Below are 19,763 nucleotides of genomic sequence, written 5' to 3' on the forward strand. Positions count from 1 at the left end.
TTGCGGCTGCGCCGCCTATCGTGGAGCCGCGCACTGCTGCCACACTCCCAGGAGCGATCGACGATGACGCTGCCCACCACCCGCCTGCACGCCGCCTCCACCGCCCTGCCGCCCGGCGTGATCAGGCCCCGGGGATGGCTCGAGCGCCAGCTGCGGCTCCAGGCCGAGAACATCACCGGGCAGCTCGAGGAGATCTGGCCCGACGTGGGCGCCGACAGCGGCTGGCTCGGCGGGACGGGGGAGAGCTGGGAGCGCGGCCCGTACTACCTCGACGGGCTCGTGCCGCTCGCGCACGCCCTCGGCGACGAGTCGCTGATCGCGAAGGCCCAGCCGTGGATCGAGTGGATGCTCGCCTCCCAGCGGGCCGACGGGTTTTTCGGCCCGGCGGCGACCGAGGAATGGTGGCCGCGCATGGTCGCCGCCAAGGTCCTCGTCCAGCACGCCGAGGCCACCGGCGACGAGCGCGTGGCCCCGTTCCTGCTGCGCTGGCACCGCTACCAGCGCGAGCATCTGCCCTCACGGCCGCTGACGGACTGGGGCAGGGCACGCGGGGCCGAGGACGTCCTCACCATCGCCTGGACCCATCGCGCCACCGGCGAGGACTGGCTGCTCGAGCTCGCCGCGCTGGTGCAGGCGCAGACCTTCGACTGGAACGACCACCTCACCACCGAGCTGATCACTGGGCAGGCCCAGGTGTTCACCCACTCCACCCATGGGGTGAACGTCGCCCAGGGTCTGAAGACCGGGGCGACCGCTCATCTGCTCGACGGCGACCCCGCCCACCGCGACCGCACCGAGGCCGCCCTCGCCGCCCTGGACCGCTGGCACGGACAGGCCCACGGCTGGTTCTCCGGGGACGAGTGGCTCGGCGGGCGGGAGGCCACCGCCGGCATCGAGACCTGCCTCGTGGTCGAGATGATGCACACCGCCTCGACCCTCTCCCGAGTGTTCGGGGACGCGCACCACGGGGACCGTCTCGAATCGCTCGCCTACAACCTGCTGCCCGCCTCGAGCGACCCGTCGATGCGTGGCCACCAGTACCACCAGCAGGGCACCCAGCTCGAGATCTCCGTGGCCCGGCGGGACTGGTCCTACTCGAGCGATGACGCGAACATCTTCGGCCTCGAACCGCATTTCGGGTGCTGCACCGCGAACCTCCACCAGGGATGGCCGAAGTTCGCCACCTCCCTGTGGGCGCGCGACGCCGACGACGCCCTGCGAGCGGTCGCCTACGCCCCCGCCACGGTGAGCACCGAGGTGCGCGGCATCCCGGTGCGGATCGACGTCGAGACCGACTACCCCTTCGAGGACACGGTGCGGATCACCGTCGACGCCGACGAGCCCGGCGTGCGCTTCCCGCTGCGGCTGCGGGTGCCCTCGTGGTGCGAGGACCCGACGCTCCGGGTCGACGGGGTACAGCTCGCCGTCGAGGCGGGAATCGCGAAGGCAGGCAGTGATGGGCACGTCGAGATCGACCGGGAGTGGTCCGGCGAGGTGACCCTCGAGCTGACGTTGCCGATGCGCCCGCGGGTCGTGCGCCGGGAGCGCCAGGCCGCCGCGGTGCACCTCGGCCCGCTCGTGATGGTCGCGAGCCCCGGGGAGATCTGGACTGAGGTGCCCGACGCCCCGGGGCTGGGGGAGTGGACCGTGCATCCCCGCACCACCTGGAACTGGGCGCTCGCAGATCTCGAGAAGGCGCCCGAGTGGGCGGTGCGTCGCGGCGCGGTGCCGGAGGTGCCGTTCTCGCTCGGCGAGGCGACGACCGTGGAGGCCGTGGGTGCCAGGGTGCGGCAGTGGGGGAAGGACGGCGCCTCCGCCGCCGTTCCGCCGGCGAGCCCGGTGCTCGACCACGGGCCGATCCATGGGTTCCGCCTGGTGCCCTACGGGACGGCGAGGCTGCGGGTGATGGAGTTCCCCGTCGTCGGGGCCTGGAGCAGCGCGGACAACCAGCAGCTGTTCTGAGCGGCGGCCCGGCTCCGCGGGCCACTTCCGGCGGAATTCTCCCTGCGTTCCACCTGCGTCCCCCCTGCGCCGTAATCCCAGTATATGCCCTGGTGGGGGGCTTGCGGCAAGGTCCCCCCGGTGCGCAAGAATCACCGGTCGATCACATCGAGCACCGGGGGAACCATGACCACGACCAGCATTTTCGACCTGCGCGGGCAACGGGCTCACAAGGCCGCGCCCGCCCGCATCGCCGCTGACGACGCGTATTTCCGGCAGGTCGCGGAGGCGCTCGCGGAGGATATCCGCGAGGTGCAGGGCAACCTCGAGGAGACGCTCCTCCATCAGACCGGGGACGCCGCGGGACGGGTCGAGCGCGAGGCGCGCGTGGACCACTTCCGCGCACGCCTGCACGGGCTGCGGCGCGTCGAGCTGGACGCCGTGCTGGGTCGGATGACCCCGCAGGACGGTTCGGCGCCGCTCTACGTGGGACGGCTGGCGGTCCACGACGACGGCGGCACCCCGCTCCTGCTGGACTGGCGTTCGCAGGCAGCCGAGCCCTTCTTCGCCGCGACCCGTGCGCACCCGCACGGGCTGCTCTCCCGCCGCCGGTACCGCTGGGAGGGCGGCCGGATCCGCGACTACTGGGACGAGACGCTGGGGGAGAGCGCGGAGCAGGGCGACGGCGCAGAGCTCGGGACCAGCCCGGACGAGGAGTCGGCGCTGCTGGACGCCCTGACCCGCGCGCGCACCCCGCAGATGGGCTCCGTGCTGACCACCCTCGCCGCAGACCAGGACGCCATCATCCGCGCGAGCTCCCGTCGCCCGCTGGTGGTCGAGGGAGGGCCCGGCACCGGCAAGACCGTCGTCGCCCTGCACCGCACCGCCTACCTGCTGTACACGGACCCGCGCCTGCGGGACCGCCGCGGCAGGGTGCTCGTCGTCGGCCCTCATCAGCCCTACCTCCGCTACGTGGCCGATGTGCTCCCCAGCCTCGGCGAGGAGGACGTGCTCACCTGCACGCTCGCCGACCTGGTGCCCGAGGGTGCGCATGCGGTCCCCGAGAGCGATCCGCAGGTGTCGGCGCTCAAGGCAGGTCCTGCGCTGGTCACCGCGATCGAGCCCGCGGTCGCCCTGTACGAGGAGCCGCCGGAGGTGGCGCACGTGCTCGAGAGCCAGTGGGGCCCCGTGCGGCTGGAACCCGAGCACTTCGCCGACGCCTTCGAGGCCGTGCATCCTTCGACCCCGCACAACCTCGCGCGCGACGAGATCTGGCAGGAGCTGGCGGAGATCGTCCTGGCGCAGCTCGACCCGGGCGAGGATCCGGAGGAGGACCTGGTCGTCGAGCAGGTGCGCGAGGAGCTCGCCGCGGACGAGGAGCTCGTGGTGATCGTGCACCGGGCCTGGCCGCTGCTGGAGGCGACGGATCTCGTCGGGGATCTCTTCGAGGTCCCCGCCTACCTGCGGCGATGCGCGCCCACCCTGGGTCCGCAGGAGGTGCGGATCCTGCAGCGCGAGCAGCCCCGCGCGTGGACGCTCGAGGACCTGCCGCTGCTCGACGCCGCCCGGCACCGGCTCGGCGATCCGGGAGCCGACGGTCGGCGTCGCCGGCAGGACGCGGCCCGCCGGGAGACCGTCGAGGAGGTGGAGCTGATGACCGACTACCTCATCGCCTCCGACAGCTCCGACATGAAGGAGATGTCCATGCTGCGCGGCGAGGACCTGCGCAACGCGCTGGAGGACTCCACCTACGTCGAGGTCGCGGCACCGGACGTGCTGGCCGGCCCGTTCGCCCACGTCGTCGTCGACGAGGCGCAGGAGCTCAGCGATGCCCAGTGGGCGATGATCCTGCGGCGCTGCCCGTCGGAGAGCCTCACCCTCGTGGGTGACAGGGCGCAGGCGGCGCACGGCTTCACCGAGACCTGGGAGGAGCGGCTCGCCCGGGTGGGCCTGGAGCGGGTGGAGCGGTCCACGCTCACGCTGAACTACCGCACCCCGGCAGAGGTCATGGAGCGTGCGGCGCCGGTGATCCGGGCGGCGCTGCCCGACGCGAACGTGCCGACCTCGATCCGCGAGTCCGGGTTGCCCGTGCGCCACGGCCGACCCGGCCAGCTCGGCACGATCCTCCAGCGCTGGCTCGCCGAGCACGAGGAGGGGACGGTCTGCGTGATCGGGGAGGACACCGGGTACCGGCATGAGCGCGTCATGACGCTCCCGCCCCACCTGGTGAAGGGGCTCGAGTTCGACCTCGTGGTGCTCGTGGAGCCGGAGAGCTTCGGGGCCGGCATCGAGGGCGCGGTCGCGCGGTACGTCGCGATGACCCGGGCCACGCAGGAGCTGGTGGTGCTCTCGACGGAGTCCTGATTCCCACGTGGGCAGTGAAGTTGTGGCAGGCTGTGCGGGTACCGCTGGCCCCCTCTCCACCAGGAGCGAACGACGATGACGCTGCGCGCCACCACGCATGACGGCACCCACCCCCGCCCCACGATGATTCGCGAGGACTGGACGCTGCTCGACGGCGCCTGGGGATTCGCCCATGACGACGACGGCGTGGGCCTTGCCGAGCGCTGGTTCGAGCCTGCCCGCGACGAGCACTTCGATCGCGAGATCACCGTGCCCTTCGTGCCCGAGTCCGAGGCCTCCGGGATCCACGACACCGCCTTCCACCCGGTGGTCTGGTACCGCCGCACGATCACCGCGTCGGCCGCTGCCGGCACGCGGCTCCTGCTGCACATGGGCGCCGTGGACCACGAGGCCCACGTGTGGGTGGACGGGCACCTGGCCGGGCATCACGTGGGTGGGCAGACCGCTTTCACCTGCGATCTGACCGACCTCCTCACCGAGGGCACGGAGCACGTGCTCGTGGTGCGCGCCCACGATGATCCGCACGACGTCGAGCTGCCCCGGGGGAAGCAGGACTGGCGCGAGGAACCGCACGGCATCTGGTACCACCGCTCCACCGGGATCTGGCGCAGCGTGTGGCTCGAGACCGTGGCCGAGCAGCACGTCACCGGATTCCACTGGGACTTCGACATGCCGCGCGCCCGTGTCGACGTGACCCTGCGCCTGGCCCGTCGGCCCGAGCCCGGCACCACCGTGCGGATCGCCTTCGCGGGGGAGGAGCAGAGCCTGGGCGCCGTCGAGGTCGCCGCGCACGACCCGCGCGTGCAGACCACCATCGACGTGCCCGCGGTGCGCAACACCCAGGACCGCGACCGCCTGCTGTGGAGCCCCGAGCATCCGCACCTCGTGGACGTCACCCTGCAGGTGCTCGTCGACGGAGAGGTCGTCGACGAGGCCGCGAGCTACCTCGGCCTGCGCACCACCGGCATCGACCGCGGCCGGTTCCTGCTCAACGGGGAGCCGTACTTCGTGCGCTCCGTGCTCGAGCAGGGCTACTGGCCCACCTCCCAGCTCACCGCACCGACCCTCGCGGCGTACAAGGAGGAGGTGGAGCTGATCAAGGAGCTCGGCTTCACCGCGGCCCGTATCCACCAGAAGGTCGAGGATCCTCGCTTCCTGTTCTGGGCGGACCGGCTCGGCCTGCTGATCTGGGGCGAGACCGCCAACGCCTACTCGTACTCACCCCGCGCCGTCGCCGCGATCACCGCGGAGTGGACGGAGATCGTCGAGCAGGTGCGCGCCCATCCGTCGGTGGTCACGTGGGTGCCGATGAACGAATCCTGGGGCGTGCGCGACCTCGCCGACCACGCCCCGCAGAAGGACCTCACGATCGCGCTGACCGCGATCACCCGGGCCCTGGACCCGAGCCGGCCCGTGGTCGCCAACGACGGCTATGAGATCACCGGCGGGGACATCCTCGCGCTGCACGACTACACGACCGACGCCGCGACCCTGGAGCGTCGTTATGCCGATGACACCGCGGTGCAGGACGTCCTGGAGGGCCGGGGTCCGCAGGGTCGGCGCCCGGTCGACGACGCCGCCCAGCACGTCACCGAGGGTGCCCCGGTGATGCTCACCGAGTTCGGCGGGATCGCCTACGCCGCCGAGAACACCTGGGGCTACGCGACGGTCACCACCCCGGAGGAGTTCGAGGCGAAGGTGGGCGGGCTGTTCGCCGCGCTCAACGCCAGCCCCGTGCTCGCCGGTCACTGCTACACGCAGCTCACCGACACCCTCCAGGAGGCCAACGGCCTCGCGGACGCGGACCGTCGGCCCAAGCTCGACGCGGCCACGATCCGGGCGTTCGTGACGGGGCGCGCTGAGCGGTGATCGCACGACGGTGAACGCACAACGGTGCACGCACGATGTGATGGTGAAGGCGCTGCTCGGGACGCGCTGGTCCGGTGACCACTTGGACATCTGACCGAAAGTTCCTACGGTGAGGCCATGGAACCCGTCCCCGCGTCCCGTGCCCGCCCGCCGATCCATCGGACCCGTCGGACCGGAGAAGGCCGATGATCGCGCTGCTGAGCGCGGTCGGGGCCCTCGCGGTCCTCTCCTTCGTGCTCTTCGTCGCGCTGGGCCTGCTCAAGGGCTGGCACGACACGACCGCCCGGACGCTGCTGCGCGTCGCGGGCGGTCTGGGCATCGTGTGCGCCGTGATCGGCGTGCTCATCCCCGTCGTCATGCCCTGACGGCAGGGGAGCGGGGGCGTCAGAGGACGCCGCGCATGCCCTGGTGCACCGGCTTCGAGATCGCCAGCATGATCAGGCCGATCGCGATGGTCACCGCGCCGAGGATGCCGAAGTAGGCGCCCTCGGTCTCGGCGGAGTAGAACTGCGCGAGCGCACCGGAGAGCGACGTGCCCAGGGCGATCGACAGGTTGTACAGCGCCATCATCATCACCGGGAAGGCCGCGGGGGCGAGCTTCGTGGTGAGCGAGAGACCCACCGGGGACAGCGAGAGCTCGCCGAGCGTGGCGACCAGCATGATCAGGGCGATCCACAGCACCGGCACCGAGGCCACCGGGACCATCGGCAGGAACAGCAGGAATGCCGCGCCCATCAGCATGATGCCCAGGGCGAACTTCTTCGGGGTGGTGGGCTGGCGGGTGCCGAGCTTCGTCCACAGCGCCGCGAACAGGGGTGCCAGCGTGATGATGAAGAACGGGTTGAAGGACTGCGCCCAGGAGATCGGCATCTCCCAGCCGAACAGGTTGCGGTCCAGCCGGGTGTCCGAGTACAGCGTGATCACCGTGAACTGCTGCTGGAAAAGCGCGAAGAACGCCGCGGTCCCGACGAACAGCGGGATGAAGGCGACCACGCGCGAGCGCTCGTCGCCGGTCACCTTCTTCGAGGTCAGCAGCAACGTGAAGATGACGACCGCGCCGACCACCGACAGGCTCACCATGATGGTCGCCAGGTTGCCGGGATTCATCGCCCCGGTGAGCACGAGGATCAGCACCACCAGCACCACGACCACGGCGATCGCGGCCCACAGCGGGTACTTCGAGCGCGGCAGGGGATCGGGGACCACGTGCACGGTGCGCGGCAGCGACCTACGGGTGAGCAGATACTGCGTGAGCCCGACGGCCATGCCGATCGCGGCCAGCCCGAAGCCGAGGTGGAAGCCCCATTCCTTCTGGGCGAAGCCGGTCACGAGCGGACCGAAGAGCCCGCCGATGTTGACGCCCATGTAGTAGATGGAGAAGCCGGCGTCGCGCCGGGTGTCCTGGAGGTCGTACAGCGAGCCGACGAGCGTCGCGGCGGTGGCCTTCAGGCCGCCGGAGCCGATCGCGACCAGCAGCAGTCCGGCGACCAGGCCTGGCACTCCCGGCACGAGGGCCAGGGCGAGGTGGCCGATCATGATCATCACGGCGCTGCCGAACAGGGTCTTCTCCGGGCCCAGCAGCCGGTCCGAGACCAGCGCGCCGAGGATCGAGAAGATGTACACCGAGCCGCCGTACGCACCGACGATGCTGAGGGCTACGCCCTCGTCGATCCCCAGGCCACCGGCCGTGGCCGAGAAGTACATGTAGATCGCGAGGATGCCCTGCATGCCGTAGAAGCTGAAGCGCTCCCACAGCTCCACGCTGAACAGGTTCGCCAGCGGCCGGGGCTGGCCCATGAAGGTCTTGCCGGAGGGATTGTGCAGATCCGCCTCACGACTCTCGGCCGCGGGGGCCGACGGGGTCGGAGCGGAGGGGTCTGAAGAATTCACGGTCAATCATCCTGCGACACAGGACGTCCGCCGTCACGTTCAGGAACGCGGATGTGACGGGTCAGTCGCGGAGCCTGTCACGTCGGCCGTCTGCGGGGACAGGTCCGGCAGCTCGTGGATCCCGAACTCGTGGCGCAGCACCCGTTGCGCGGCGTGCCAGCCGTTCATGCCGTGCACGCCCGGGCCGGGCGGCGTCGCGGCGGAGCACAGGTACCAGCCGGTGTCGGCGAGCCGGTACGGATCCCAACGGGCGGTGGGTCGGGCGATCATGCGCCACATGGTGACCTGCCCCAGCGAGATGTCCCCGCCCACGAGAGCGGGATTGTGGTGGGGCATGTCTGCCGCGCTCACCCCGCGAGAGGCGACCACCACGTCGCGGAATCCCGGCGCGAAGCGCTCGATCTGGCGCGTGACCAGCTCGGTGGGGTCCGTGGTGTCGCCGGTGGGGACGTGGGCGTAGGCCCACAGCGGTCGCAGGCCGGCCTGGATGCGGGAGGGGTCGCCGACGGACGGGTCGCTGACCAGCGTCACCGGATGCTCGGGGACCCGGCCAGCCGCGACCTCGGCCTCGGCGGCCGCCATCTGCGCACGGGTCCCGCCCAGGTGCTGCGTGCCGGCGCGGCCCACCTCCGCATCGCGCCACGGCACCGGGCCGGACAGCACGAAGTCGACCTTCGCGGCGGCGTTGCCGTGCCGGAAGCGCCGCAGCGAGTCCTCGAGGGACCGGGGCAGTCGGTTCGCGAGGATGTCCGCCGCGGCGCCGGCGGTCGTGTCCAGCAGCACCGCTCGCGCCGACGGGACATCGCGCCAGGTGCTCACGTGGTGACCGGTGACGATCTCGCCGCCATGGGCGCGCAGGTCGGCGACGAGGGCGTCGATGATCGCCTGCGAGCCGCCGACGGGGATCGGCCAGCCGGTGCCGTGCGCCAGGGTGCCCAGCAGTGCGGAGGTGGCGCCGAGGGCGAGGGACGGAAGATCCCCGATCGCGTGGGAGGCGACCCCGGTCAGGAGGGCCCGGGCCCGCTCCGTGCGGAAGGGCAGGTTCCAGGCGGCGGTGCCCTGCAGGCCCAGCAGAGCACCGAACATCGGCGCCGCGGCGAGGGTGCGGGGGCTCAGCAGCGCCGACGGCACGGACCGCTTGTCGCCCAGGGACAGCTCGACCACCAGGTCCCAGTGGGCCGCGAGGGTGCCGAGGGTGGCGCGCCAGGCGGCGGCGTCGGCCCCGAGGCCTGCGGCGGTGCGCTCCACGTCCCGCCAGGCGATCGCCGCGGGCTCGTCGTCCAGGGGCTGGGCGTAGGACGCCTCGGGGGTGCGCAGCTCCACCCCTCGGGCCCTCACGTCGAAGGCACGGAAGAACGGGCTCGCCAGGGCGAGCGGCTGCACGGCCGAGCAGATGTCATGGGTGATGCCGGGGGCGAGGCCGAGATCCAGGGTGCGGGCGCCGCCGCCGATCGTGTCCTGCGACTCCAGCACCTGCACCCGCAGCCCGGCGCGGGCGAGGGTGACGGCGGCGGCGAGGCCGTTGGGCCCCGAGCCGACGACGACGGCATCGAGCTCGGCGAACCGCTGTGCACTCATGTCGCCAGCTTAGACGTCGTGATCCGAGAGCCGGCAGAGACCAGCAGAGACCAGCAGAGACCAGCAGATGAGATCCCAGCTGCCGTTCATTAACGAAACGCAGGTGTCGCGTAATGTGGAGACATGGAGACCACGCCTGCCCCGTCCGCCCCCGCGAAGCGCCCCCGGAAGCAGGCGGTGCTCGAGGTGACGGGCAAGACCCGTCTCTCCCCGCGCCTGCTCCGAGTGACCCTGGGCGGGGAGCAGTACGACCACCTGAACCGCAACGAGAACGCCGACGCCTACGTCAAGCTGCTGATCGCGGATCCCGCCTCCGGCCTGCACCCGCCGTACGATCTCGACGCCCTCCGCGAGGAGCAGCCCGAGCTGCTCCCGGCACGCCGCACGTACACCGTGCGTCATTGGGACGACGAGGCCCGCACCCTCGACCTGGATTTCGTGCTGCACGGCCACGGCGAGGACAGCGGGATCGCCGCCCGCTGGGCGGACGAGGCCCTGCCCGGCGACCTGATCGCCCTCTCCGGAGCCGGCGGCGGCTACACCCCGCAGCCCGGCACCAGGACCCACCTGCTGATCGGCGACCACGCCGCGCTGCCCGCGATCGCCGCGTCCCTCGAGGCCATGGACGAGCAGGCCGAGGGTCTCGTGCTCCTCCACCTCGACCACGAGGAGGACGCGCTCGAGCTCCCACGGCCCGCCGGTGTCGAGCTGCGCTGGATCGTCGGTGAGCGCGAGCAGCTGCTCGAGGCCGTGCGCGGTCTGGACCTGTCCCGCACCGAGGGCCTGCAGGTGTTCTGCCACGCCGAGCGCGGCCTGACCAAGCAGCTGCGCCGGCTCCTCGTGAAGGACTCCGGGATCCCGCGCGAGCAGATCTCGGTCTCCGCGTACTGGGCGCTGGGTCGGATCGAGGACCAGTTCCAGGCCGAGAAGCGCGAGATCATCGGGAAGATCGACGACTGATGGCCGACGGTCTCGTCCTCGGGCCCGACGGGCTCCACCGGCCGGCCTGGGCCTCCGTGCACGAGGACCTCCGCCACTACTACGACACCGAGTGGGGCCTCCCGGTGCGTGACGAGCACGGAGTCTTCGAGCGCCTCGCCCTCGAGGGGTTCCAGTCCGGGCTGTCCTGGGCGACGATCCTGCGCCGACGCGAAGGGTTCCGGCGGGCCTTCGCCGGATTCGAGATCGAGGTCGTGGCCGATTTCGGTCCCGAGGACGTCGAGCGGCTGCTCCACGACGAGGGCATCATCCGCCATCGCGGCAAGATCGAGGCGACGATCTCCAACGCGCGGGCCACGATCGCCCTGCGCGACCTCGACGGGCTCGGCCCGCGCGGCGAGCTCGGGCCCGGCGCCGATCTGGCGGATCTGGTCTGGTCCCACCGGCCCGAGCGCACCCCGATGCCCGCGACCGCGCAGGACGTCCCCACCACCAGTGCCGAGTCGATCGCCCTGGCGAAGGAGCTCAAGCGTCACGGGTTCCGTTTCGTCGGCCCCACCACGATGTTCGCGCTCATGGAGGCTCTCGGCGTGGTCGACACCCATCTGCTGGGATCGCACCGCCGCGGATCCTCGCAGGTGTGGACGCAGGACGGCTCTCCCGCCTGACATGACGGTGCGTGACCCGGTGCGACGTGAAGCCCGCGCACGGCCACAGTCCGTCACACTCCTCGCGCGCACTGCGCGGTCTCCCCGAAGCTGAGCAGGATTCCGCACAGGACGACACCCCCGGGGAGGCCACGTGAGCACGTCAGCGATCCACGCAGGCTGGAGCGGCGGCGACATGCACGGCGCCGTCACACCCCCGATCTACGCGACGAGCGCCTATGCGCACCCGGACCACGATTCCCTCAAGGAGCTGTTCGCCCGGCGCCGCAGCGGCTTCGCCTATGCCCGTTCCGGCAACCCCACCACGGCGGTGCTCGAGCAGCGCCTCACCGCGCTCGAGGGTGGGATCGGGGCGATCGCGGTGGCCAGCGGCCAGGCCGCCACCACGATCGCCCTGTGCGCGCTGCTCGAGCCGGGCAGCCACGTCGTCGCCTCCGCGCTGCTGTACGGCGGCACCACCGAGTTCCTCGACGACACCCTGGCCGACCTCGCCGTGACGACCACGACGGTGGACCCCTGGGACCTCGATGCCTGGGAGCGCGCGATCACCCCGAGCACCCGCGTGGTGCTCGTCGAATCCATCGCGAATCCCGGCGCGCAGCTCGTGGACCTCGACGCGATCAGCGCGATCGCCCACGCCCATGACGTGGCGGTGGTCGTGGACGCGACGCTGTCCACCCCCGCGCTGTACCGGGCGGGCGACCACGGGGCCGACGTCGTCGTGCACTCCGCCACCAAGTACCTCTGCGGCCACGGCACCACGATCGCGGGGATCATCGTGGACACAGGGCGCTTCGACCCGCGGCGATGTCCGCAGCGCTGGCAGCGGCTGACCACCCGCAACCGGCGTTTCGGCGTCGTCTTCGCCGACGACTACGAGCGCGGCGCCTCGGGGCTGCTGTCGTACGCCCGCGCGAAGTACGTCACCGACTTCGGGACCACGCTGCCGGCGACCAGCGCGCAGCAGATCCTGGTGGGCATCGAGACCCTCGACCTGCGGATGCGCAAGATCAGCGCCGATGCCGCGACGCTCGCCGGGCGCCTGCATGGCAGCGCCGGGATCGCCCGGGTCAACCATCCGAGCATCCCGGGCCGTCCCGACGCGCACCTCGTCCGTCGCGACTTCCCCCACGGCACCTCCGGCGTGTTCTCCGTGGACCTCGCCGGGGGAGAGGAGGCGGCCGCCGCCTTCTGCAACGCCCTGGAGCTGTTCACCCTCGCCGTGAACATCGGCGATGCCCGATCGCTGGTCTGCCACCCCGGGACCACGACGCATTCGCATCTGACCGAGCCCCAGCGTCGGGCCTGCGGGGTGCACCCGGGCACGGTGCGCCTCAGCATCGGCCTCGAGGACCTCGAGGACCTCTCCGCCGATCTCGAGCGGGGCCTGGCCGCCGTCGAGGCGGTCGCACCCGGGACCGATCGAGCGGCGCAGGAACCGGCTCTGCTGAGCTGATGCCGCACAGGCCGCGGTGATGTCCGACGCGTCGGGGAACACCCCGGGCATGCTCGGAGTTCGACCGGACATGTGGATCCCTGGAGGCAGCGTGGACGGCGTGGTGGACGTCGTGGTGATCGGCGCCGGCCAGGCCGGGCTCTCGGCCGCCCATCATCTGCTGCGCCGGGGCGTGCGACCGGCGGCGCTGGCGGCACCGGGAGAGCGCAGCGTCGTGATCCTCGACGCCGGGAGCGGCCCGGGCGGGGCGTGGAGGCATCGCTGGGACAGCCTGACCATGGCCACCGTCAACGGGATCCGGGAGCTGCCCGGGATGCCGGTGGTCGAGGCCGATCCCGCCGACCCCGCGAACCGTGCGGTGCCCGAGTACTTCGCCGACTTCGAGCGACGGTTCGAGGTCCCGGTCCAGCGGCCGGTGCGTGTGGTCCGGGTCGAGGACGACCAGGAGACCGCCGCCCAGGGAGGAACAGCACTGCTCCGGGTGCACGCCCTCGGGCCCGATGCCGTCCCGCTGCCGCCGCTGCGCACCCGCGCGATCCTCAACGCCACCGGGACCTGGACGAGACCCTTCCTCCCCGCCACTCCGGGTGCTGCCGACTTCCGCGGCCGGCAGCTGCACACCGTGGACTATGTGCGGGCCGCGGACTTCGCCGGTCAGCGCGTGGGCATCGTCGGGGGAGGGATCAGCGCGCTCGGCTTCCTCCAAGAGATCGCCGACGTGGCCGAGACGTTCTGGTACACGCGGAGTGAGCCCGTGCTCGAGGACGGCCCGTTCACCCAGGAGGACGGGCGCGAGGCGGTCGCCGGGGTCATCGAGCGGGTGCGGCAGGGGCTTCCGGTGGGCTCCGTCGTCTCGAACACCGGCCTGCGCTGGACCCCCGCGCTGCGGGACGCGCAGCGTCGCGGGCTGCTCGAGCGCCGCCCGATGTTCGTGCGGACCACCCCCGACGGGGTGCGCGAGGCCGACGGGACGGAGACCGGGCTCGACACGATCCTGTGGGCCACCGGGTTCCGCCACGAGGTGCGCCATCTGCGGCCGCTGGGCCTGCACAACGCCGCCGGCGGCATCGCCCTGGACGGCACCGCCGTGGTCTCGGACCCGCGCATCCACCTGCTGGGCTACGGCCCCAGCGCCTCGACGATCGGCGCCAATCGTGCCGGTCGCGCCGCGGTCACCGCGCTGCTCGCCGCGCTCGAGCGCGAACCGGCGGTCTCTGCCTAGAGTGGGCAGGGACCCGCCACCAGCCCAGGAGGATCCCGATGACCGACACCGACGCCCAGCCGCTGCCGCCCCTGCCGGAGCACGGGATCCGTCGGGTGCTGTGCGTGGTCGCCCACCCCGACGACATGGAGTACGGCGCCTCCGCCGCCGTCGCCGCCTGGACCGCGGCCGGCATCTCCGTGACCTACCTGCTGCTCTCCCGCGGCGAAGCGGGGATGGCCGAGGACCCCGAGCTCGTCGCCCAGCTGCGCGCGACGGAGCAGCGCGGCGCCTGCGACGTGGTCGGCGTGGAGGATCTGCGGATCCTCGAGCATCCCGACGGCATGCTCGAGGCGACCCTCGGCCTGCGCCGCGACATCGCCCGCGTGATCCGCCAGGTGCGCCCGGATCTCGTGCTCACCACGAACTTCGACCTCGAGGCCTACGGATCGCTGAACCAGGCCGATCATCGCGCCGCCGGCCTCAGCGCCGCCGACGGCGCCCGCGACGCCGCCAATCCCTGGGTGTTCCGTGAGCTGCGTGAGCAGGAGGGACTGGAGCCATGGAGCGCCCGCGCCCTGCTCGTCGTCGGCCATCCCGCCCCGACCCACGCCAAGGCGGTCGGACCCGAGCAGGTGCAGGCGTCGGTGGACTCGCTGCGCGCCCATGCCGCGTATCTCGCGCACGTGACCGGGCACCCGGTGCCCGAGGAGTTCATCCCCCAGATCCTCCGCGACGGCGGCGGGGCCGCCGGGACCGAGCACGCCGTGACGATGCGGGTCCACGACCTCGGTGGGCTCCGGAGCGCCGAGAGCGACTGATCACCGCACTTCTGGACCGAGCGGTCGTCAGCACCCTTGTCGTCCTCCGGGCACGCTCCTAAGGTGATGACCACACAGGACGATGAACATCGGCGCCCCCGCGCGGTCACGTCTCCGCACCCGGGCTCCGGGAAGGAGCAGTCCATGACCAACACCCAGCACGAGGGACTCGATCTCTCGCAGGTCCCCGAGCTCGCCGCCCAGCTGCGCGTCGACTCGATCCGCGCCTCCACGAGCGCCGGTTCGGGACACCCCACCTCGAGCATGTCCGCCGCGGACCTGCTCGCCACGCTGATGAGCCGCCACCTGCGGTACGACTGGGATGACGCCGACGCCCCCGGCAACGACCATCTCGTCTTCTCCAAGGGACACGCCTCCCCGCTCCTGTACGCCGTGTACAAGGCCGCCGGCGTCGTCTCCGACGAGGAGCTCATGACCGGCTACCGCCGCTTCGACGAGCGGCTCGAGGGCCATCCCACCCCGGTGCTGCCCTGGGTGGACGTCGCCACCGGCTCGCTCGGCCAGGGTCTCCCCGACGCGGTCGGCATCGCCCTGTCCGCGAAGGATCTCGAGAAGGCCCCGTATCGCGTGTGGGTGCTGTGCGGTGACAGCGAGATGGCCGAGGGCTCCATGTGGGAGGCCCTCGACAAGGCGTCCCTCTACGGCCTGACCAACCTGATCACGATCGTCGACGTCAATCGGCTCGGACAGCGCGGCCCCACCGATCTCGGCTGGGACCTCGAGGCCTACCAGCGCCGCGTCGAGGCGTTCGGCGCCCGGGCGATCGTGCTCGACGGGCACGACCTCGACGCGATCGACGCCGCCCTGGCCGAGACGGACGGCGACCTCGACAAGCCCCTGGTCATCCTCGCGAAGACCATCAAGGGCAAGGGATACCCCGAGGTCGAGGACGCCGAGGGCTGGCACGGCAAGCCGCTGCCCGAGGACAAGGCCGCCGAGGCCATCGACGGCCTCGGCGGCGAGCGCCACCTGCTCGTGCGCGGGCCGAAGCCTCCGGAGGTGGAGCGTGCGGCGCCCGAGGTGGGCACCGCGAGCATGCCGACCTTCGAGAAGGGCGAGGAGGTCGCGACGCGGAAGGCCTACGGCGCCGCACTCGCCGCACTCGGTGATGCTGATCCCCGCATCGTCGCCCTGGACGGCGAGGTCTCCAACTCCACGGGGACGGGCACCTTCGTCGAGAAGCATCCGGATCGCTTCTTCGAGATGTTCATCGCGGAGCAGCAGATGGTGGCCGCCGCCACCGGGCTCGCCACCCGCGGCCACATCGCCTTCGCCTCCTCCTTCGCCGCGTTCCTCACCCGTGCGGCGGACTTCCTGCGGATGGCCCCCGTCTCCCGTGTCGACCTGCGGATGGTCGGCTCCCATGCGGGCGTCGAGATCGGGGCCGACGGACCCTCCCAGATGGGCCTGGAGGATCTGGCGATGTTCGCCGCCCTCCAGGGCTCCACGGTGCTCTACCCCTCCGACGGCACCTCCACCGCGGCTCTCGTGCAGCAGATGGCGGAGACCTCCGGGGTGAGCTACCTGCGCACCACACGGGGCGAGTACCCGGGGCTGTACGAGGCAGGGGAGGAATTCCCCGTCGGCGGATCCAAGACGCTGGTGGAGTCCGCGGATGACGACGTCACGCTGATCGGCGCGGGCGTCACCCTCCACGAGGCGCTCTCGGCGGCCGCCGCTCTCGCGGAGCAGGGCACCCGGGCGCGGGTCGTGGACGCCTACTCGGTCAAGCCGATCGATGCCGAGGGCATCCGTGCCGCGGTCGAGGCGACCGGCGGACGGGTCGTCGTCGTCGAGGACCACCACGCCGAGGGCGGACTCGGAGCCGCGGTGCTCGCCGCGCTGGCCGCGGAGCCGATCACGGACCTGCGCTTCAGCCACCTCGCGGTGGACGGCGTCCCGGGATCCGGCACCCCCGCCGAGCTTCTCGACTGGGCCGGGATCGATGCGGCCCACATCGCCGAAGCGGCCCGCAGCCTGCTCGAGGCCTGACCGCCCCGTCCGGACGGCCCTGTCCGAACGGCCCTGCCCGAACGGCCCTGTCCGACAGCGACGGCCGCCCCTGATCTCGGATCAGGGGCGGCCGTCGTCCGTGCGGAGCGACTGTCGGTGCAGGCGCCAGGAGGCCGGTCGGCGGAGCCGGCTCGCGTCGGGGTCGTCTACGTCGTCGTCTTTGTCGTCGTGTTTGGCGTCTACGTCGTCGTCTTCTTCGTCCGTCCCAGCTGCAGGTCCTCCATGTCCTCGAGTTCGCGGTCCTTGGTCTCCGGGACCCACAGGAACACGAACAGCAGGCTGAGCAGGGCGAACAGGGCATACAGGCCGTACGCGAAGCTCAGGCCGACGGTCGACAGGGACGGGAACGTGGCGGAGACCGCCCAGTTCGCGGCCCACTGCGCAGCAGCGGCGACGGCGAGGGCCGAGGCCCGGATGCGGTTGGGGAACATCTCGCCCAGGAGCACCCACACCAGCGGGCCCCAGGTGGTCCCGAAGAACATCACGAAGGCGTTGGCGCTGATCAGCGCGACCGTGGACCAGGGATCCGGGAGGGTGATGGCATCGGTCCCCGGGGCGATCTCCCCGAAGGAGAACGCGAGCGCCATGAGTCCGAGGGAGACGGTCATGCCGGCCGAGCCGACCAGGAGCATGAGGCGGCGTCCCACCCTGTCGACCAGGAGGATCGCGATGATCGTGGCGACGATGTTCATCACCGAGGTGAACGTGCTGGTGAGCAGGTCCTGGTTTTCGTCGAAGCCGACGGACTGCCACAGCGTCGTCGAGTAGTAGAAGATCACGTTGATGCCCACGAGCTGCTGGAACAGCGAGAGCAGGATGCCGATCCAGACGATGGGCTTCAGCCCGAAGCGTCCGCCGACGAGATCGCGCAGGCTCGCCTTCTCCTCCCGCTCGAGGGTGCGACGGATCTGCTCGATCTTCAGGTTGACGTCGAGCTCACCGGTGAAGTCGTAGAGCACCCGCGAGGCCTTGTCGAGCTCGTTCTTCGCGATCAGGTAGCGCGGGGACTCCGGCAGGAACAGCGCCATGACCCCGTAGACCGCGGCGGGGATGGCCTCGATCATGAACATCCAGCGCCAGGCGTCGACCCCGAACCAGAAGGACTCGGCCGCACCCCCGGCGGTGTTCGCCAGCAGGGCGTTGGAGAGCAGCGCGGTGAAGATGCCCAGCACGATCGCGAGCTGCTGGAGGGAGCCCAGGCGGCCGCGGTACCTGGCCGGGGCGACCTCCGCGATGTAGGCCGGAGCGATGACGCTCGCGGCGCCCACGCCGAGACCGCCGACCACGCGCCACACGATGAGGTCCCACACCCCGAAGGCGAGACCGGAGCCGATCGCGGAGATGAAGAAGAGGATCGCGGCGATCACCATGACAGGGATGCGTCCGAAGCGGTTGGACAGGCTGCCGGCGAACCAGGCGCCGACGGCGCAGCCGATCAGCGCCGAGGAGACCGCGAAGCCGGTGAGCCCGGCGCCGAGGGCGAACTCGTCGGACAGCGCATTGACGGCACCGTTGATGACGGAGGTGTCGAAGCCGAACAGGAAGCCGCCGATCGCGGCGGCCACGCTGATGACGACGACCTTGGGGTTCAGATGCTGGGCGTGCTGCGCCGTGGAGCCGGCGGACTGCTCGGATGTGGACATGGGAAGGACGCCTCCCGTTCGGTATCGGTGTCGCGGTCGCGGATGCTGACACGCTATACCCGGCGTGACCAGCGCGTCGGACCGGGCGGTCGCTCCCGGGTCCGGCGGTCAGCCCTGCCGGCGCACCTGGGCGGCGTACTCGTCCAGCACCCCGAGGATCTCGGTGTGCTGCCACACCCGGTTGCGTGAGCGCCCGGTCGCCTCGGTGAGCACGCCGGTCTCCGTGAGCTGGGCGAGGGCGCGCTGCGCGGTCATCGCGGTCACCCCCAGGTTCCGCTGGAGATGCGCCGCATTGACGATCGGCTGTCCCACCAGCAGGGGCAGCACCCTCCATGCGAGCGCATGGCGGCGCACGCCGGCCAGACGCTCCCGATCCCGCTCCAGCTGCGCGGCGAGATCGTCGACCAGCTGCGTCCCGGTGACGGCGGCGTAGCGGGCGGCCTGCGCGAACTGCTCGACGACGGGTCGGGCGTTCCCCTCCCGGTAGGCGGTGAGGGCTTCGGTGTAGCCGAGCAGGTCCGTGAGCAGACCGGCCGAGACCGGGGCCGTGGTGCCCGTCAGCAGACCCTTTCCGGTGAGCATCGCGTGCACGAGGGCACGTCCGGTACGGCCGTTGCCGTCGGTGAAGGGATGGATCGTCTCGAACTGGGCGTGCGCGATCGCCGCGTGGAGCAGCACCGGGAGGTCGTCCCGGGCGATGAAGGTGAGCAGATCCGCCATCGCGGCAGGCACCAGCTCCGCCTCCGGGGCGATCTGCACAGCGCCGAGCGGGCTGTGCCCGCTGCGTCCCACCCAGACCAGCCGCTCGCGCAGACGGCCCGCTGTCGGGTCCGGGGCGAGCAGCTCTGCCTGCACGCTCAGGACGGCCTGGAGATCGAGGTCCGAGGCGAGTCGCAGAGCCGCCTCCATCGTGCGCACGTTCGCGACCACGGCGCGGGCGTTCGCGCTGCGGGATTGCTCGAGCTCCGCGAGGGCGAGCTGCCGCGCCCCGACCGTGAGGTCCTCGATCTGCGAGGAGGAGGCCGACTCCGTGCGCAGCAGGATGCTGCTCATCGGGCCGAGGGCGGGGTTGTCCGCACCGAGTCGGGCAGCGGCGTGGAGCCCGAAGGTGGTCAGGGCACGCTCCCCGTCGGCGACATCGGCGGCGAGATCCCCGGGCAGGGCGAGATCGAGGAGGTGGTCGAGGTCGTGGTCGGCCGCCCCGGCGGGACGGGACAGCACCGCGGGCACCGTGGACTCATAGGGTCCGGTGCCCCGGGACCGGGCTGACCGCGAGACCAGGCCGTCATCGGGCACGACCCAGGTCCCCGCACGCCGGGTGGTGGCGGGAACGGGCAACGGCGCCGGATGTGTGGGCAT

General features: G+C 71.7%; 14 protein-coding genes. 10 read left to right on the top strand and 4 right to left on the bottom strand.

Annotated features, from left to right (window positions below):
* Positions 1-63 precede the first annotated feature (63 nt).
* From ABD093_RS09350 to ABD093_RS09365, 4 genes are all read left to right on the top strand, one after another.
* On the top strand, positions 64-1,962 hold the full coding sequence (locus ABD093_RS09350) for a beta-L-arabinofuranosidase domain-containing protein (RefSeq protein WP_343923986.1): 1,899 nt from the start codon (positions 64-66) through the stop codon (positions 1,960-1,962).
* A gap of 165 nt (positions 1,963-2,127) precedes the next feature.
* Complete coding sequence (gene helR, locus ABD093_RS09355) at positions 2,128-4,305, top strand: RNA polymerase recycling motor ATPase HelR (RefSeq protein WP_193117533.1); 2,178 nt, start codon at positions 2,128-2,130, stop codon at positions 4,303-4,305.
* A 75-nt stretch (positions 4,306-4,380) separates the two neighbouring features.
* Entirely contained in the window at positions 4,381-6,174 is a 1,794-nt protein-coding gene (locus ABD093_RS09360) for a glycoside hydrolase family 2 protein (RefSeq protein ID WP_193117534.1), read from the top strand.
* Positions 6,175-6,359: 185 nt separating this feature from the next.
* The gene (locus tag ABD093_RS09365) at positions 6,360-6,539 is read left to right on the top strand and encodes a hypothetical protein (RefSeq protein ID WP_193117535.1); all 180 of its coding nucleotides are present in this window, start codon (positions 6,360-6,362) and stop codon (positions 6,537-6,539) included.
* A gap of 19 nt (positions 6,540-6,558) precedes the next feature.
* Here the strand turns inward: ABD093_RS09365 and ABD093_RS09370 are convergent, their stop codons facing one another.
* Positions 6,559-7,971 (bottom strand): peptide MFS transporter, encoded by a 1,413-nt coding sequence (locus tag ABD093_RS09370; RefSeq protein ID WP_193117607.1) that lies wholly within the window; start codon positions 7,969-7,971, stop codon positions 6,559-6,561.
* A 132-nt stretch (positions 7,972-8,103) separates the two neighbouring features.
* The gene (locus ABD093_RS09375; protein ID WP_193117536.1) at positions 8,104-9,642 is read right to left on the bottom strand and encodes a phytoene desaturase family protein; all 1,539 of its coding nucleotides are present in this window, start codon (positions 9,640-9,642) and stop codon (positions 8,104-8,106) included.
* Between the two features lie 123 nt (positions 9,643-9,765).
* Between ABD093_RS09375 and ABD093_RS09380 the strand changes: the two genes are divergently transcribed.
* The 6 genes from ABD093_RS09380 (at position 9,766) to ABD093_RS09405 (ending at position 16,740) form a co-directional block, all read left to right on the top strand.
* Positions 9,766-10,602, top strand: coding sequence for a siderophore-interacting protein (locus tag ABD093_RS09380; RefSeq protein ID WP_193117537.1), 837 nt, complete (start codon positions 9,766-9,768; stop codon positions 10,600-10,602).
* Positions 10,602-11,249: a DNA-3-methyladenine glycosylase I gene (locus tag ABD093_RS09385; protein ID WP_193117538.1), complete on the top strand. Its 648-nt coding sequence runs from the start codon at positions 10,602-10,604 to the stop codon at positions 11,247-11,249. The genes ABD093_RS09380 and ABD093_RS09385 overlap by 1 nt, the downstream gene beginning before the upstream one ends.
* A gap of 133 nt (positions 11,250-11,382) precedes the next feature.
* Positions 11,383-12,705 carry an O-acetylhomoserine aminocarboxypropyltransferase/cysteine synthase family protein gene (locus ABD093_RS09390; protein ID WP_193117539.1) on the top strand — a complete coding sequence of 441 codons (1,323 nt, stop codon included), beginning with the start codon at positions 11,383-11,385 and terminating at the stop codon, positions 12,703-12,705.
* Between the two features lie 70 nt (positions 12,706-12,775).
* The gene (locus tag ABD093_RS09395; RefSeq protein ID WP_343924072.1) at positions 12,776-13,927 is read left to right on the top strand and encodes an FAD-dependent oxidoreductase; all 1,152 of its coding nucleotides are present in this window, start codon (positions 12,776-12,778) and stop codon (positions 13,925-13,927) included.
* A gap of 38 nt (positions 13,928-13,965) precedes the next feature.
* Entirely contained in the window at positions 13,966-14,727 is a 762-nt protein-coding gene (locus tag ABD093_RS09400) for a PIG-L deacetylase family protein (protein WP_343923993.1), read from the top strand.
* Positions 14,728-14,871: 144 nt separating this feature from the next.
* Positions 14,872-16,740 (top strand): transketolase, encoded by a 1,869-nt coding sequence (locus ABD093_RS09405; protein ID WP_343923995.1) that lies wholly within the window; start codon positions 14,872-14,874, stop codon positions 16,738-16,740.
* Between the two features lie 200 nt (positions 16,741-16,940).
* On the opposite strand, the gene ABD093_RS09410 is transcribed toward ABD093_RS09405, so the two are convergent.
* On the bottom strand, positions 16,941-18,404 hold the full coding sequence (locus ABD093_RS09410; RefSeq protein ID WP_343923997.1) for a sugar porter family MFS transporter: 1,464 nt from the start codon (positions 18,402-18,404) through the stop codon (positions 16,941-16,943).
* A gap of 108 nt (positions 18,405-18,512) precedes the next feature.
* Positions 18,513-19,763, bottom strand: coding sequence for a Fic family protein (locus ABD093_RS09415; RefSeq protein WP_343923999.1), 1,251 nt, complete (start codon positions 19,761-19,763; stop codon positions 18,513-18,515).

It is taken from the genome of Brachybacterium tyrofermentans (genome assembly GCF_039526165.1).
Taxonomy (GTDB): domain Bacteria; phylum Actinomycetota; class Actinomycetes; order Actinomycetales; family Dermabacteraceae; genus Brachybacterium; species Brachybacterium tyrofermentans.

Bases quoted from the DNA above. Each gene is read 5' to 3' on its own strand.
- ABD093_RS09365 (WP_193117535.1), top strand. From the start codon at position 6,360: ATGATCGCGCTGCTGAGCGCGGTCGGGGCCCTCGCGGTCCTCTCCTTC.
- ABD093_RS09380 (WP_193117537.1), top strand. From the start codon at position 9,766: ATGGAGACCACGCCTGCCCCGTCCGCCCCCGCGAAGCGCCCCCGGAAG.
- ABD093_RS09375 (WP_193117536.1), bottom strand. From the start codon at position 9,642: ATGAGTGCACAGCGGTTCGCCGAGCTCGATGCCGTCGTCGTCGGCTCG.
- ABD093_RS09410 (WP_343923997.1), bottom strand. From the start codon at position 18,404: ATGTCCACATCCGAGCAGTCCGCCGGCTCCACGGCGCAGCACGCCCAG.
- helR (WP_193117533.1), top strand. From the start codon at position 2,128: ATGACCACGACCAGCATTTTCGACCTGCGCGGGCAACGGGCTCACAAG.
- ABD093_RS09400 (WP_343923993.1), top strand. From the start codon at position 13,966: ATGACCGACACCGACGCCCAGCCGCTGCCGCCCCTGCCGGAGCACGGG.
- ABD093_RS09395 (WP_343924072.1), top strand. From the start codon at position 12,776: ATGTGGATCCCTGGAGGCAGCGTGGACGGCGTGGTGGACGTCGTGGTG.
- ABD093_RS09415 (WP_343923999.1), bottom strand. From the start codon at position 19,763: ATGCCCACACATCCGGCGCCGTTGCCCGTTCCCGCCACCACCCGGCGT.
- ABD093_RS09385 (WP_193117538.1), top strand. From the start codon at position 10,602: ATGGCCGACGGTCTCGTCCTCGGGCCCGACGGGCTCCACCGGCCGGCC.
- ABD093_RS09405 (WP_343923995.1), top strand. From the start codon at position 14,872: ATGACCAACACCCAGCACGAGGGACTCGATCTCTCGCAGGTCCCCGAG.
- ABD093_RS09350 (WP_343923986.1), top strand. From the start codon at position 64: ATGACGCTGCCCACCACCCGCCTGCACGCCGCCTCCACCGCCCTGCCG.
- ABD093_RS09370 (WP_193117607.1), bottom strand. From the start codon at position 7,971: ATGGGCCAGCCCCGGCCGCTGGCGAACCTGTTCAGCGTGGAGCTGTGG.
- ABD093_RS09360 (WP_193117534.1), top strand. From the start codon at position 4,381: ATGACGCTGCGCGCCACCACGCATGACGGCACCCACCCCCGCCCCACG.